Genomic DNA, 17,096 nt, shown 5'->3' with positions numbered 1-17,096 from the left:
TAAGGAGGCTGCATACAAATGAAGATTTTTGATAATATTTCTGAAATTGTGCGTGACGACATGACCACTACAATTGCAAAAGGAAGTAAGGTGTCTGTTGCAGCTGCCTGCTTTTCCATGTACGCGTATAAAGAACTGAAAAAACAGTTAGAAGGCGTGGGTGAGTTTCGTTTTATATTCACTTCACCTACTTTTACAACTGAGAAAGCCTCAAAAGAAAAGCGGGAATTCTATATTCCGAGATTGAACCGTGAGAGCAGTTTGTATGGAACGGAATTTGAAATCAAATTGCGGAATGAGATGACGCAGAAGTCGATTGCAAAAGAATGTGCAGATTGGATCAGGCGGAAAGCTGTTTTCAAATCTAATATTACAGGTGAAAACATGCAGGGTTTTATGACCGTGGAGTCTTCGACAGAACAAGTCGCCTATATGCCGATGACGGGGTTCACAACAGTTGATATAGGATGTGAACGAGGCAACAACAGCTATAATATGACCAATCGAATGGAAGCACCATTTTCCACTCAGTATATGCAGCTATTTGAGAAAATTTGGAATGATCGCAGTAAGATGCAGGATGTTACAGATGTGGTGATTGAGAATATTTCTTCTGCTTACAATGAAAATTCTCCAGAGTTTATTTATTTTATGACTCTGTATCATGTATTCAGCGAGTTTTTGGCGGATATTTCGGAAGATGTTCTTCCCAACGAATCTACAGGATTCAAAGAAAGCAAGATCTGGAACCTACTTTACGATTTCCAGAAAGATGCTGTTCTCGCAATCATCAACAAACTTGAAAAATACAATGGCTGTATTCTGGCGGATAGTGTTGGTCTTGGAAAAACTTTCACAGCCTTAGCCGTTGTGAAGTATTACGAAAATAGAAATAAGTCGGTTCTTGTTTTGTGCCCTAAGAAACTGGCGGAAAATTGGAATACCTATAAGGGAAACTATATGAACAACCCGATTGCGCTAGATCGTCTGCGGTATGATGTGCTGTTCCATACAGATTTATCACGAACAGGCGGTACTTCCAATGGCATTGAGCTGGATCGCCTGAACTGGGGGAATTATGACCTTGTTGTCATTGATGAATCTCATAACTTTCGCAACGGCGTCGGCACGCATGCGAATACAACAGAAAATCGATATGTGAAGCTGATGGAGAAAGTCATCCGCACCGGTGTGAAGACGAAAGTTCTAATGTTATCTGCAACTCCGGTCAATAACCGATTTGTGGATTTGCGCAATCAATTGGCTATTGCTTATGAGGGAGACAGTGAGCAAATCGACAGTAAGCTTGCAACAAAAAAATCTATCGATGATATTTTTCGTCAGGCACAGAAAGCATACAATGCCTGGTGCAAGCTTGATCCGGAAGACCGCACAACGGATGCGCTTTTAAGAACCTTGGATTTTGATTTCTTTGAAGTGCTGGACAGCGTAACAATTGCCCGCTCCAGAAAGCACATTTCCAAGTATTATAGCACAGCAGAAATTGGCAAGTTTCCGGAGAGATTGAAGCCAATTTCACTGCGGCCGAGTCTTACCAACTTAAAGTCGGCAATCAACTACAATCAGATTTATGAAGAGCTGATGAAGCTTAGCCTTTGCATTTATACGCCGTCCAACTATATCTTTCCAAGCAAGCTGGATAAGTACATGGATTTGACGCATAACAAGGGCATCAATCTTACCCAGCGCGGTCGTGAGCAAGGAATTCGCAGACTGATGAGTATCAACCTACTGAAGCGATTGGAAAGTTCTGTGTTTTCATTCAACCTGACGCTTAGCCGTATTCGCGAGCTGATCACGAAAACAATCGATGCGATCAATCGTTTTGAAAAATATGGTGTATCTGATCTGGATATGTCTGAAGCGTCTGATAATGACTTTGATATGGATGACGGCAATACAGATTTCTTCTCTGTGGGCGAGAAAATAAAAATCAATCTTGCGGATATGGATTATCGCACATGGAGAGAGGAGCTTCAGACCGATGCTGATATTCTGGAACTACTGACACTTATGATCGCTGACATTACACCGGAATACGATACGAAGCTGCAAACATTATTTGGTCTGATCTCCAAAAAAATTGAGCATCCGATCAATCAAGACAACAAGAAAATCATGATCTTCTCAGCGTTTTCAGATACGGCAGAATACCTCTACGAGAATGTCAGTGTATTTGTAAAAAAGAAATATGGATTGGATACCGCTCTTATTACCGGAGCAGTTGACGGAAAGACTACTGTTAAAGAGCTGAAAGCAACACTGAACAATGTTCTGACTTGCTTTTCTCCTATCAGCAAGAGCAAGGCAGCGCTTATGCCGAACAGTACAGCTAATATTGATATTCTGATCGCCACGGACTGTATTTCGGAAGGTCAGAACCTGCAAGACTGTGATTATCTGGTGAATTACGACATTCATTGGAACCCCGTGCGTATTATCCAGCGTTTTGGACGTATAGACCGTATTGGCAGTAAGAATGAATATATCCAGTTGGTGAACTTCTGGCCCGATATGAATCTGGATGAGTATATCAATCTGAAAAGCCGTGTAGAAACTAGGATGAAAATTTCAGTCATGACTGCTACCGGTGATGATGATCTGATCAACGCAGAAGAAAAAGGCGACCTAGAATATCGTAAGGCACAGCTGAAACGGTTACAGGAGGAAGTGGTTGACATCGAGGATATGTCGGAGGGAATCTCAATCATGGATTTGGGGCTGAATGAATTCCGCCTCGATCTGCTGGAATACCTGAAAACACATCCAGACATGGAACGAAAGCCACGCGGTCTTCATGCTGTGGTGTCGGCAATGGAGGAACTGCCGGAAGGTGTGATCTTCGTGTTGCGGAATGTAAACAATAGCGTGAATATAGACAATCAGAACCGCATCCATCCGTTTTACATGGTTTATATCGGTCGGGATGAAGATGTGATCTGCGATTACCTGAATCCCAAGCAGCTTTTGGATGATGTGCGGCTTCTCTGCCGTGGTAAGTCGGAACCAATCAAAGAAGTTTATACAAAGTTCAATGAAGAAACAGATGATGGCCGGAATATGGCAGAGATGTCGGAACTTTTGAGCATGGCCATTGATTCTATTATAGATACTAAAGAAGAAAGCGATATTGACAGCTTGTTCTCGCCTGGTGGTACATCGGCTCTGATGTCGGATATTTCCGGACTGAGTGACTTTGAGCTGATCTGCTTCCTGGTCGTGAAGTAAAGGAGGAATTTATTTTGTTAGGACTTCCTAAGTCGACAGAATTTAACAAGCGCTTGCCCAAGCAGAAGTTCTATGAGAACCTTACCATTACACCTGCTTTGAAAAAGAGGGTTATTGATGATATTCGGATTATATATTGGCGTAATAAGATTGCTGCGTCTACGATGAATCTGGCAGCGGGGCAAATGGTGACTGAAATTGAAGTGTTTGAAATCAGGTGGAACACGCAAACTGTGAATGAAGCGATACTGCGACAAATTGACCGTGAAATCCCGTATCACATTTTATTCCTGATGGAATATGGCGGCAAGTATCAGGCCTGGATCGGATACAAAGAAGCGACTGCTGGAAATAATGCTTTCAAGGTGGAACGTTACTATCACACGGATTGGCTGGCAGAAGATGAGCTTTCATTAAAAGTGGAAGGCTTGAATCTGGATGCGGTGTATGAGAGTTTTGTTCGCCAGCTGGCGGGTGCCGTGTTAGAGCAGACAGAAGGCGTGCAGGAGACTTTGCAGGAAGCTGTGCAGCGGAGTGAGCAGAAAGCAAAGCTTCAAAAACAGATCGAAGCCTTGCAGGCAAAGATACGAAAAGAAAAGCAGCTGAATAAACAGATGGAAATGAATGCGGAGTTGAAGAAATTGAGAAATCTTTTAACCAAGATGGTCAGATAGAAAAAGAGGTGAAACTGGTGGGGAATTTTGAATACAGAGATTTGGCACCAATTGACAATATCGAAAACGGCGACAAATATATAGAAGCCCTTAACTGGGCATTTCAAAATAAGAAAGTTAAGAATATTGCTTTAACAGGCCCTTATGGTGCAGGCAAGAGCAGCGTTATTGAAACTTTTCTTGCGCAGGATGATGAAAAAAATAACAAGGGCATTCCCTTTCGTGCTAATACCATCAGAAACAAATCTCTTAAAATCTCTATGGCCACATTCTTTAAGGGAAAGGTTTTGGAAAATGATGAATCAGGAGAAAAAATTGAAGTAGATGCTGACGAGGTTGAAAAGGGAATCTTAAAGCAGCTTTTTTACAAAGTAGAACCAGGTAAAATCCCGCAAAGTCGATATAGAAAAATACATAAAATAAAATTTCTTCCAGTGTTTGTAGGTGTTTTGGCTGTAATGATATTTACGGCTATTCTGTCTGATATTTTTGTGCCAGAAAAGTTTAGTACCTTTGTTGAGACGGTAAGTAACTTCCTTTCAAGAAAAAAACTGCCCTATATCAATACATATTTTTTTATTGGAATACTTTTCACGGTAACATCTGGCATAATTGCTTATCTGTATCGCACAGTGATTTCGAGATTCAGGATAAAAGAAGTAAAGCTGCCCAGTGATACAACCATTCAAAGCGGCAGAGAAGAATCGGATTCTGTTTTCAATAAGAATCTTGATGAAATCATGTACTTCTTTGAAGCTACTGGATACAGAATCGTGTTTTTTGAAGACCTGGATCGTTTGGACGATCCAAAGATTTTTGTTCACCTTAGAGAGCTGAACAACCTTCTTAATAACGATGACGCTATTAAACGAAAGCCGATCGTTTTTGTTTATGCTGTTAGAGATGATATTTTTTCAAAAGAAGATAGAACCAAGTTTTTTGATTTTATCATTCCTATCATTCCTGTAATCAATGAGACGAACTCTGGGGAGATTCTTCTTCAGCGGCTTCAAGAGGCAAAAGGGAAAGCCATTGAGCACAATATATCACAGGGGTTTGTATTGGATGTTTCTCCGTATATTTCGGATATGCGTGTTCTGCAAAATATATATAATGAGTTTGTTATATACAAAGATACATTAAGGACAACGCAGGAACTTTCATTGTCGGATGAGCAAATGCTTGCAATGACCATCTTTAAAAATGTCCATCCGAGTGATTTTGCAGATATACAAAGCGAATCGGGCGTTATTAAACAAGCTTTTGAGGATAAACAAAGGTTTATTTCGGCCAAGAAACAGGAAATGCAAGCAGAAATTGATGACTATAAAACCACGGTAGAGCGATACAAAGCGGACAGCATGAAATCGGTGAGGGAAATTAAATTCGCAATGTTTGGTGAGTTGATGGGGCAATTGGGAACACCAGAGTCTTTGAGAGCTGGGTGGGATGCAATTTCCGCAAGTGAAATCATGGATGATAAATTTGATTTAGTGAAAATACTCAACAAAAATTATACCGAAATGTATTATTATTATGGAAGTGGATATTCTGGTCAAACATCAATAAATAAAGAAACGCTCAAATCCTACATTGAACGGTGGAAAGAAATCAATCGAATAAGGAAAATCGGGCTGCAGGAAATACAGGAAAAATTGCAAGAACTTAGAATGCAGCAGCATGATCTTTCGGGTCTTTCACTTGCTAAGCTGTTGGAAGATTATTCACCAGAGGAAGTATTATCAGAAAAGGTCAAACGGAACAAATTGCTTGTATTCCTCTTGCGCAGAGCCTATATTGACGAAGAGTATGCCAGTTATATTAACTACTTTAAAGGCGCAAGCATTACTAAAGATGATATGAATTTTATTCTTTCGGTGAAGAATCAAGAGCCACTTGCATTTGACTATCAGCTGACTAAGACGCCAATGGTGCTTCAAAGACTTCAAGAATATGAATTTGAGGAAAAGGCTATTTATAATTTTACCTTACTTGAAGAATTGCTATCAGAAGGTGAATCAGTAAAGCTAAGTGCTTTTATTAACCAGTTATCTGATGAAAGAGAAATCAGTTGGCACTTTATTGATGAGTTTTTCAGCTGTACCAAGCAAAGAAAACAATTTATTCAATTGTTGTCCCAAAAGTGGACCGGAATGTGGACGCATATCAGTGCAGATGCAACAATGACATATGCTCACAAACTGGAATACCTATGCGAAATCATGAATACTTCTCCAATTTCTGTAATTGAGGAGTTGAATGCAGACGATAGTATGACGGCATTTTTTGAACAGCATGAAGACATCCTTCAGGGGTTAGAATCTTGCGAAAATGAAAAAATCATTTCGGTGATCCAGTGCCTGAATGTTCACTTTACTCGCTTGCTAATAGAAAATGTTGCAAATAATATTTTAGATGCAGTTTTCGATGGAAAATTTTTTGCTCTGAATCAAGAAATGATCCAAACGATAGTAGGGTATAAAAATAGCAGCATGGTTGGCAATTTGACCACTCGTCCATATTCTACACTGATCGATCTAAAATACTTGCCTTTGCTCCAGTATGTTCAAGACAACATCGAATTGTATGTTCGTGAAATTGTTTTGACGAATGAAGCTTTGAAGGATAGTGCAGAGGATATTATTGACCTGCTCAGGCGTTTGGATGGTATGACGGAATTGCAGGTTCAGATCGTTCGGCAGGAGCAATTTGCACTAAGTAATATTGAAGATTGTGCAGGTGATTTGGCTCGAAAAAATAAAGAACAATGGAGTGCTATTTGGGATGAGCTTCTGAAGGAAAATATTATTGAGCCTGATTGGAATAATATCATTGAGTATTGGAAGATTTACAGCCTTACAGATACGCTGAAAAAATATGTATCCGCTCAGGTCGATGTATTGAAAAAGGCCGATACTACGGTTGTAAGCGATGCGTTTATAAGGAAATTCATAAGTTCCAAATTCGACGAAGAAGTTCAAAGAAAGCTCATCCCTGTGCTGAAGATGAATGACTTTGATATGGATATTTCGGCGATAGATCCATTCACATTACAGGTCATGATCGATTGCAGATATTTTGCATTCTCCGCTAACCGATACACAGATGTTACGGCAATCTCACCTGCTCTCGGTGTAGCTTTCATAACGCAGAATCAGGCTGATTTTATGGCGACAAAAAACAGTATTCCTATATCTGATAGTTTGTTTGAAAGCCTCATGCTTAGTGAAAGCATTCAGAAGGAATATAAAGATGAATTGTTTATTGAATATGCCGAAAGCTACATGACAGCAGGTGTGGCCACGAAAATGGTTGTATTAAAATTGCCGGTTACAAAAGAAATTGTGGATATTGCAATGAACTGTGTAGATCAGAAGAATAAAGCGGAAATTCTATTTACAAATATCGATGTATATGGTGCTGACGATCTCCCACGAAAATTCAATGAACTTGGTGGACAATATGCTGATCTTGTAGACCGTACAAAACGCCATGAGGTTCTTCTATCAGCGACTCAAGAACATTACTTGCTGGCTGAATATTTGGAGAAGATTGGATATATCACAAGTAAGGAAGAAAAAACAGAAACTCAATTTGATCCTGCTTTAGAAAGAAAGAAAACGCAAAAATTCTTAAAGCTGCGTGTCAAGAAAGTGTAAGAGGAGGAAAAACTGAATGGATAAGATGAGAATGGAATCGCCGGATATGACGGCACAGAATGTAGACCGCATTGCCGCACTGTTCCCAAACTGCGTCACAGAGGTGCTGGATGAAGAACACAGCACGCCGGAAAAGAAGGTGTACAAGCGGGCAATCAACTTTGAGCTGTTGAAGCAGATGCTTTCGCCTGATGTGGTGGAGGGCAATGAGCGGTATGAGTTTACATGGGTGGGAAAGAAGGCTGCTATTGTAGAGGCAAACCAACCCATTCGCAAGACGCTGCGTCCTTGCAAAGAGGAAAGCAAAGACTGGGACACCACCGAGAACCTCTATATTGAAGGCGACAATCTGGAAGTGTTGAAGCTCTTGCAGGAGAGCTATCTCGGCAAAGTCAAGATGATCTATATTGATCCGCCGTACAATACAGGCAACGACTTCATCTATGCCGACGATTTCATGCACTCACAGGAACAAGAAAACCAGCAGATGGGAATGTACGACGAGGACGGTGACCGTCTGTTCAAGAACACCGATACCAACGGGCGCTTTCATTCTGACTGGTGCAGCATGATCTATTCCAGACTGCATCTTGCTAAGAATCTCCTAACAGATGATGGCGTGATTTTTATTTCTATTGACGACAGCGAAGTAAAAAATCTCAAAAATATTTGTGATGAAGTTTTTGGAGCGGCAAACTTTGTCGCACAACTAATATGGCAAAATAAAAAAGGAGGCGGCAATGATTCTACGCACATAGCTATTGAGCATGAATATATCCTTACTTACGCAAAGAATATAGCACTGCTCGGAGAGTTCTATGAATCATATTCCGACGACTACATCAAAAGGTACAAAGAAGAAGATAATATTGGGCGCTTTTTCTGGGATACATTCAAGAGAAAAGCTGGCAAGCAATACTATCCTATTACATGCCCGGACGGAACAGTCTTAGAATATGATGAAGACGGAAATGCAATTAGCTGGTTGCGTTCAAAAGCAAGATTTGATTCTGACATTGCAGCAGGAGAAATAAGAATTATAAAAATTGGAGAAAAGTGGTCAGTCCAGTTTAAGCAAAGAATACCGCTTGGGAAGACGCCGCGTAGTATTTTTACAACAGAAACTGTGATCGATGACCGTGGTACTACAAGTACAGGCGCAAGTGATGTTTATGACTACTTCAAAAAGGATGTTTTCTCTAATCCGAAACCAGTTGAACTAATTCGATTCCTTTTAGGATTTGGACTTGGTGAGAATGACATTGTACTGGACTTCTTTAGCGGATCAGGGACAACGGCGGAGGCTGTCATGCGTTCTAATCTTGAAGGAGGTAAAAACAAGTTTATTCTTGTGCAACTTCCTGAAAATATTGATCCGCTTGTGAATAGTTCTTCTGCTAATGCAAAGAGGGTTGCCGAAAACGCTGTTTCCGTCCTCGATGAAATGGAACATCCACATCTTCTGACAGAACTCGCAAAGGAACGCATCCGCCGTGCCGGTGAAAAGATCAAGTCCGAAAGCCCATTGACAACTGCTGATCTTGACGTTGGCTTCCGCGTTCTCAAACTGGATGACACCAATATGAAGGATGTCTACTATGCACCTGATGATTACGACCAGGGCTTGCTTGCCGGTCTGGAATCCAATATCAAGGATGACCGCACTGATCTTGACCTGCTGTTCGGCTGCCTGCTGGACTGGGGGCTGCCACTGTCTATGCCCTATTCTTCTGAGCAGATCGATGGCTGCACCGTTCACACCTACAATGATGGTGATCTGATTGCCTGCTTTGATGAGAATGTGCCTGAAAGTGTGGTTGAGAAAATTGCCAAGCGCCAACCACTTCGCGTTGTTTTCCGCGACAGCGGCTTTGCAAACAGCCCAGCTAAGATTAACGTCACAGAGATTTTTAAATTGCTTGCACCGGATACCAGAGTAAAAGTGATTTGACGGGAGGCGCGGAGATGAAAAATAATGAGATTCACGAGGCAAATCAAAGTGATTTTTTAAAGAATGTTTCCGATGTTCTTCTGCAAGCCCAGAAAAATGCAAAAACCGCTGTTAACCTCTCTATGGTTTATGCCTATTACGAGATAGGCAGAATGATTGTAGAGGAAGAACAGCATGGCGAGAATCGGGCAACTTATGGCAAAAAGCTTTTGAAGGAACTTTCCACATATCTGACAGGCATGTTTGGAAAAGGCTATTCCGCTGAAAACCTGAAACTTATGCGGCGTTTCTATAGCATCTATTCGCATGATCAAATTGGGGAAACAGTGTTTACCCAATTCGAGAATCTTCCGGCGATCAGTACAGGAAGAAAATTTTACCTGAGCTGGTCGCATTATTTGAAACTCATGCGGATCGATAATATAGACGAACGGCATTTCTATGAAATCGAGTGTGTTAAAAACGATTGGAGCCTCAGTGAACTGAAACGTCAATATAATAGTGCTCTTTATGAACGGCTTGCTCTCAGTACGGACAAGGACAAGGTTTATCGGCTGGCACTGGAAGGCCAGAAAGTAGAGACACCGAAAGATGCAGTGAAAGACCCATATGTGCTTGAATTTCTGGGCTTGAAAGAGCTTCCGGAATATTCAGAAAGTGAACTGGAAAGCAGAATTATTGATCACTTGCAGCAGTTCCTTTTGGAACTGGGCACTGGTTTTGCGTTCATCGGGCGTCAGGTGCGCTTCACATTTGATGAAGAACATTTTATGGTTGATCTGGTTTTCTATAACCGTCTGCTGCGATGCTTTGTTCTGTTTGACTTGAAAATTGGGGAACTCAAGCATCAGGATATTGGGCAGATGCAGATGTATGTCAATTACTATGACCGCAAAGTAAAACTGCCGGATGAGAATAAAACAATCGGTATTGTCCTTTGTCGCGATAAAAATAATGCGGTAGTAGAAATGACGCTGCCAGAAGATAATTCTCAGATATTTGCCAGCAAGTACGAAACGGTTCTTCCAAAAAAGGAAGACTTAAAGAAACTTCTGGAAGAGCAAATTGCAGTTGAGAACGGAGGAGCGGAAGAATGAAACTTCAATTTAAGCATCAGAAGTTCCAGGCGGACGCTGCCAAGGCAGTGGTAGATGTCTTTACCGGGCAGCCATATCTGACTCCAACTTATATGATGGACAGAGGTACCGGTAATTTCCAGTTTGGTATGAATGAAGAGGAAGACTTTACCGGATGGCGTAACCACCCACTTGTGCCGGAGCTGTCTAACCGTATGATCTTGGAACAAATCCAGAAAATACAAAGAACCTATCAAATCACGCCTTCTCAGAAATTAGAAGGTGAAGGTTATAATCTGACAATTGAAATGGAAACTGGTGTTGGTAAAACTTATACTTACATCAAAACCATGTTTGAGCTGAATAAGCACTATGGCTGGAGTAAGTTCATTGTTGTGGTACCGAGTATCGCCATTCGTGAAGGCGTTTACAAATCTTTTCAGGTAACGCAGGAACACTTTGCGGAAGAATACGGAAAGAAGATTCGCTTTTTTATATATAATTCCGCTCAGCTTACGGAAATTGACCGCTTTGCGTCTGATAGTGCCATCAATGTTATGATTATTAACTCGCAAGCGTTTAATGCCAGAGGAAAGGATGCGCGTCGCATCTATATGGAACTGGATGACTTCCGTTCTAGACGTCCGATAGATATCATTGCGAAAACGAATCCGATTCTTATTATTGATGAGCCACAGTCTGTCGAGGGTAAGCAGACAAAGGAGCGGCTGCGGGAGTTTCATCCGTTGATGACATTGCGTTATTCTGCAACACATAAGGATGACAGTATCTACAACATGATCTATCGCCTGGACGCTATGGAAGCCTATAACAAACGTCTTGTAAAGAAGATTGCAGTTAAAGGGATTACAGAATCTGGCAGCACGGCAACAGAAAGCTATGTTTATCTGCAAAGCATTAACTTATCTAAAGCTGATCCGACTGCAACCATTCAGTTTGACTATAAAGGTGCTTCTGGAATTCGGAAAGTTACTAAGACAGTAGGAATTGGATTTAACCTCTATGATCAGTCTAACGGCATGGAAGAATATCATAATAACTTTGTAGTAAAGTCGATTGATGGTCGTGATGATTCTGTAGAGTTTTTGAATGGTATCAAAATTTATGCTGGTGATGTGATCGGTAGAGTTAGTGAGGAGCAACTGCGCCGTATTCAGATTCGAGAAACGATTCTCTCTCACATTGAGAGAGAACGACAGCTGTATTACAAGGGAATCAAAGTCCTTTCTCTGTTTTTTATTGATGAAGTTGCTCATTACAAACAGTATGATGCAAACGGAAAACCGAGTAATGGTATCTTTGCAGAGATGTTTGAAGAAGAGTATCGCGACATTGTAGAAAATTTGCAGATAGGTGTTGGAGAGACTGAATATTTTCGCTATCTGGCTTCTATCTCTGCCGAATCCACTCATGCAGGCTATTTTTCGATTGATAAAAAGGGCAAGATGATTAATAGCAAGGTTGGCCGTAAAGAAACCACAACAGATGATGTTGACGCCTACGATTTGATTATGAAAAACAAAGAGCTGCTTTTGGACAGAGATCCGAAACGTTCCCCCGTTAGGTTTATCTTCTCGCATTCAGCGTTACGTGAGGGCTGGGATAATCCGAATGTTTTTCAAATCTGTACACTGAAACAGAGCGGCAGTGATGTTCGCAAGCGCCAGGAGGTTGGTCGTGGTCTACGCCTGTGCGTCAACCAGGATGGTGAACGCCAAGATGCGAATGTTTTGGGAAATGATGTTCATAATGTCAATATTCTGACTGTCATTGCCAGTGAAAGTTATGATTCCTTTGCGAAAGGCTTACAGAGTGAAATCGCAGAGACTGTGGCAGATCGGCCTCGTGCTATTACAGCTGATCTGTTTGTAGGAAAGGTCATCAACGATTCGGATGGTCGTGAACAAGTGGTTGATAGGGATACTGCCTATGCCATCATGTATGATTTGACTATTAACCGCTATATCGACAAGAAGGGTGTATTGACTGATAAATACTACGAAGACAAATCCAATGGCATTTTGCAAATTGCTGAAGAAGTGAATGATTTCGCAGCATCCATTGTAGAACTCATCGACTCGGTTTACAACCCGAGGGCAATGCAGCCTGAAAATGCTCGTAGTAATAATGTTGAGCTTAGGGTTAATGAAGAAAAATTTGCTATGCCTGAGTTTCAAGCGCTCTGGTCAAAGATTAATGCAAAGTCTATTTATATCGTAGATTTTGATATTGATGAACTGATCCGAAATGCAATAACATCTCTGGATGCTAAGCTGAGAGTTGCTAAGATTTTCTTTAAGATTGAATCAGGTGCAATGGAAGAAATTAAATCGAAAGAAGCTTTGGAATGTGGAGCAGCTTTTACAAAGGAAACTTCTGCTTACGGTACGCAGACACGGATTCCTGTCAATAGTAGTGTGAAATACGATTTGGTTGGCAAACTGGTGGAAGAGACAAAGTTGACTCGTAAGGATGTTATTGCTATTCTGTGTGGTATCAAAAAGACTGTTTTTGATCAGTTTAAAGATAATCCGGAAGAGTTCATTATCAAGGCAGCTGCACTTATTAATGAGGAAAAGGCTACAGCCATTATCCAGCACATTACTTATGCAGCTTTGGATGAGCATTACAGCATGAAGGTATTTACTGATTCCACTATTAAAGGCAGGTTGGGCGTCAATGCAATGAAAACAAAGAAGCATTTGTACGATTATCTTGTTTTTGATTCCACCAATGAACGTGATTTTGCTATAGGACTGGATATGAGCACAGATGTGGCCTTATATGTAAAATTGCCGAATGGATTCTATATTTCAACACCGGTAGGAAATTATAACCCTGACTGGGCAATTGCTTTCTATAAGGGAAAGGTAAAGCATATTTATTTTGTAGCTGAAACCAAAGGCTCTATGTCCTCTATGCAGTTGCGTTTGATTGAGGAATCTAAGATACACTGCGCACGGGAACACTTTAAGGCTATCAGTAGTGGCAGCGTTGTTTATGATGTTGTGGATAGCTATCAGAGTCTTTTTAATATGGTGACGAGATAAGGCGTTAAGGGATAATATTTCCTCAACAATCATAGGAAGGCGTGCTGTGTATGTCAGTTTTTGTATCTCGCTGCGAATAGCACGAATGTAATTCGGTGTGAAAACAGGGACTAACAATGTGTATGCGATGTAGTCCCTGTTTTCAAAAAAGGTTCATAAAAACATTGTTAAAGAAATATAAAAACATTGCTAAAGAAATATCTTTACTTTATTTAAGGGGTAAGTTATAATAATTCTGCTTAAAAGAATAAATGTGCCAAGTGCTGAAAAATATATAAAATTTGTGCTATTTTCAGAAGAGGGAATCAGGTGAGAATCCTGAACGATCCGGTCACTGTATTCAGTTATGCCACATTCATATCCATTGCATTTTTATGTGAGAAGGGAATGGGGATTTAAGCTGTAAGCCAGGAAACCTGCTTGGTTCATAGAAAGAAACTTCCGTGTAAAGTGCTGTCTTTCGTATCATGTTTTTTTGTGATGCCCGCTTTTTCATGGAAGCGGACTTTTTTCTTTTAAAAACAAAAAAACAAAAGAAAAAATAAGGAGAAAAAGCATGAAAAACATGAAAACAGCAGCAGGAATGTTATGTCTGGCAGGAATTCTCAGCCTGGGAATGGGAACAACTGTATTTGCGGAGGATGGAGACAGCCATTATCCCGTAACAATCACAACCTACAATTATGAGAACGAACCGGTTGAAATGACTTTTGAGAAAGCTCCGGAGAAAGTATTTGCATATGCAAACTCCAATATCGAAGAGCTTCTGGCACTTGGTCTCGGTGATAAGATCGTAGCTGCTTACGGTCTGGACGGTGATGTGCGTGAGGATTTAAAAGATGAATTTGACAAGATTCAGTATATGGATACCAAGCCATCCAAAGAGGAAGTTGTTGCAATGGAGCCTGATTTTATTGCGGCATGGTATTCTTCTTTCAGTGATGACTGGCTTTCTGATGTAAGCTTCTGGCAGGAGAGAGATGTAAATACATACATGTCCCTGAACAGTTCTGCAAAGGGACCGGCTTCTGAGTTCCCACGTACAATTGAAGACGAATATGAGGATATCCTGAACCTTGGCAAGATCTTTGATTGCGAAGACAAGGCAGAGGAAATCGTTGATCAGATGAAGGGTGAGATTGATAAAGTAAAAGAGCATGTGGAAGGAACAGACCCGTTATCCGTAGCCGTTCTTGAGGATGAGGGAGATTCCTTCCGTGTATATGGAACAGAGACACTTGGCGGAAATATTCCGGAGACACTTGGTGCAGAGCTGAAGCTTGGTGCAGAGAACTCTGAAAACGTTGGTGCAGAGGATCTGATTGCAGCTGATCCGGATGTATTATTCATGATCAACTATGATGGATTTATGACAGCTGATGAGGCAATCGCTGATATTACAGATAACCCTGCATATGCGAGCCTTTCTGCAGTTAAGAACAACAAAGTATTCTCTGTAAACCTGAACGAGGTATACTGCAGCGGTGTCAGAACCTATGATGGAATTATGACATTTGCAAAAGCATTATATCCGGATCTGTACGAATAAAATGAAAAGAAAACCGGATTTTAAAAATGGAATTTTTCATGGAAAGCCGATCTATGTGCTGGCGGTGATATTACTGACTGTGCTTCTGGTGATATCCATTCTGACTGCAGTTACCATTGGTTCTGTAGATCTTTCTGTGAAAGATGTGTATAGTGTAATTTTGTATAAAGTGTTTGGAATCGGGGATCCGGAGGTTTATGGTGTAGGAGCCATGTCTGATATTGTGTGGTTTATCCGCCTTCCCCGTATTCTTCTTGCAACAGCCGTTGGCATGGGTCTGGCAGTTGCAGGTGTGGTAATGCAGGCCATTGTGAAAAATCCGATTGCAGATCCGTATATTCTGGGTATTTCCTCTGGTGCATCTCTTGGTGCAACAGTGGCAATCTTTCTTGGAGTTGGAGCCGTATTTGGCTCCAACTCTATTGGAATCTGCGCATTTATCGGAGCTTTCCTTATTTCTGTACTGGTACAGATCACTGCAAATATAGGAGGCCGGGCAAATTCAGTCCGACTTCTGCTTGCAGGTACAGCACTTGGAAGTGTGTGCAGTGCATTTTCAAACTTTGTTGTCTATATTGCGGGCGACAGAGATGGAATCCAGACAGTTACTTTCTGGCTGATGGGAAGTCTGGCAGGCGCGAAATGGGAAAATCTGGCTGTGATTATTCCCTGCGTTTTTATAGCAACCCTGTTTTTCTGCACCCAGAGCCGTATTCTCAATATGATGCTGCTTGGAGATGAGGTATCCATCACATTAGGAACTGACCTGCACAGATATCGTCAGGTGTATCTTGTAGTGACAGCACTGTTGATCGGTTTTGTGGTATATTCCGCAGGTATCATTGGATTTGTAGGACTCATTATTCCTCATGTGGTACGAATGTTCTTTGGAACCGATCACAAGAAAATGCTTCCACTGTCAGCACTTAGCGGTTCCATTTTCTTGATCTGGGCAGATGTTGCTTCCAGGATCATTATTCCCAAGAGTGAAGTCCCAATCGGAATCCTGGTATCCATGATCGGAGCACCTTGCTTTATTTATCTGCTGGTACGCAGATCTTATGGATTCGGAGGTGAGAAATCATGAAACTGACAGCTTCTGATATCCATGTGGAGCTTGGCGGAAATGAGATTCTTAAGGGAATTGACGCAGCCATAAAGGAAAAGGAATTTGTAGGAATTATAGGACCAAACGGAAGTGGAAAAAGTACATTGCTGAAATGTATTTACCGTGTACTTAAGCCAGATACCGGCGTGATCATGCTGGATGGAAAACCGCTGAACGAATATAAGGTAAAGGATTCTGCAAAAGCACTGGCAGTGGTGTCCCAGCACAATTACTATAATTTTGAATTTTCCGTACAGGAAATTGTAATGATGGGAAGGGCTCCTCATAAGAAAACCATGGAACGGGATAATGCCGAGGATTATAAGATCGTGGAAGAGTGTCTGGAAAAAGTGGGAATGCTTCCCTATCGGCACCGTGTTTTTTCCAGTCTGTCTGGCGGTGAGCAGCAGCGAATCATTCTGGCAAGAGCTCTGGCGCAGAAAACTGACTGTCTGATCTTGGATGAGCCTACCAACCATCTTGACATCAAATACCAGCTCCAGCTTCTGGATATTGTAAAAAGTCTTGGGGTCACTGTGATCGGTGCTTTGCATGATCTGAATATTGCAGCAGCATACTGCGACCGGATCTATGCCATGAAGAACGGTCGTCTGGTGGCTTGCGGAACTCCGGAAGAAGTCATTACAGAAGATTTTATACATATGTTATATGAAGTAGATGCAACTGTAAAAAAGGATGAATACGGCATGCTGAATGTTACATACCATCCTTTGCATGTGAAAAAATAAAGGAAAAGTG

General features: G+C 41.2%; 9 protein-coding genes and 1 riboswitch. All 9 genes read left to right on the top strand.

The features are described 5' to 3' along the window. Positions 1 to 18 precede the first annotated feature (18 nt). Positions 19 to 3,249 (top strand): helicase-related protein, encoded by a 3,231-nt coding sequence (locus AB5642_RS04055; RefSeq protein WP_173718117.1) that lies wholly within the window; start codon positions 19 to 21, stop codon positions 3,247 to 3,249. A gap of 14 nt (positions 3,250 to 3,263) precedes the next feature. Then, positions 3,264 to 3,923 (top strand): DUF4391 domain-containing protein, encoded by a 660-nt coding sequence (locus AB5642_RS04050; protein ID WP_173718118.1) that lies wholly within the window; start codon positions 3,264 to 3,266, stop codon positions 3,921 to 3,923. Between the two features lie 17 nt (positions 3,924 to 3,940). After that, entirely contained in the window at positions 3,941 to 7,582 is a 3,642-nt protein-coding gene (locus AB5642_RS04045) for a hypothetical protein (RefSeq protein ID WP_173718119.1), read from the top strand. A 16-nt stretch (positions 7,583 to 7,598) separates the two neighbouring features. Next, entirely contained in the window at positions 7,599 to 9,533 is a 1,935-nt protein-coding gene (locus AB5642_RS04040) for a site-specific DNA-methyltransferase (RefSeq protein ID WP_173718120.1), read from the top strand. A 14-nt stretch (positions 9,534 to 9,547) separates the two neighbouring features. Then, positions 9,548 to 10,630 carry a YhcG family protein gene (locus AB5642_RS04035; protein ID WP_173718121.1) on the top strand — a complete coding sequence of 361 codons (1,083 nt, stop codon included), beginning with the start codon at positions 9,548 to 9,550 and terminating at the stop codon, positions 10,628 to 10,630. Further along, a complete protein-coding gene (locus AB5642_RS04030; RefSeq protein ID WP_173718122.1) occupies positions 10,627 to 13,680 on the top strand; it encodes a type III restriction-modification system endonuclease in 3,054 nt (1,017 codons plus the stop codon). Before AB5642_RS04035 ends, AB5642_RS04030 begins: the two co-directional genes overlap by 4 nt. Before the next feature lie 241 nt (positions 13,681 to 13,921). After that, a riboswitch (cobalamin riboswitch) is annotated at positions 13,922 to 14,119 on the top strand. A 117-nt stretch (positions 14,120 to 14,236) separates the two neighbouring features. Next, positions 14,237 to 15,229: an ABC transporter substrate-binding protein gene (locus AB5642_RS04025; protein ID WP_173718123.1), complete on the top strand. Its 993-nt coding sequence runs from the start codon at positions 14,237 to 14,239 to the stop codon at positions 15,227 to 15,229. A gap of 1 nt (position 15,230) precedes the next feature. Beyond that, complete coding sequence (locus tag AB5642_RS04020; RefSeq protein WP_173716563.1) at positions 15,231 to 16,316, top strand: iron ABC transporter permease; 1,086 nt, start codon at positions 15,231 to 15,233, stop codon at positions 16,314 to 16,316. Then, positions 16,313 to 17,086: an ABC transporter ATP-binding protein gene (locus tag AB5642_RS04015; RefSeq protein ID WP_019161065.1), complete on the top strand. Its 774-nt coding sequence runs from the start codon at positions 16,313 to 16,315 to the stop codon at positions 17,084 to 17,086. Before AB5642_RS04020 ends, AB5642_RS04015 begins: the two co-directional genes overlap by 4 nt. The last annotated feature ends 10 nt before the right edge of the window (positions 17,087 to 17,096 follow it).

This window comes from Ruminococcus sp. 1001136sp1_2201st1_G3_2201SCRN_220225 (genome assembly GCF_040924365.1).
In the GTDB taxonomy this organism is placed as follows: domain Bacteria; phylum Bacillota; class Clostridia; order Lachnospirales; family Lachnospiraceae; genus Blautia_A; species Blautia_A faecis.
This window is presented reverse-complemented; position numbering and strand designations above follow the sequence as displayed.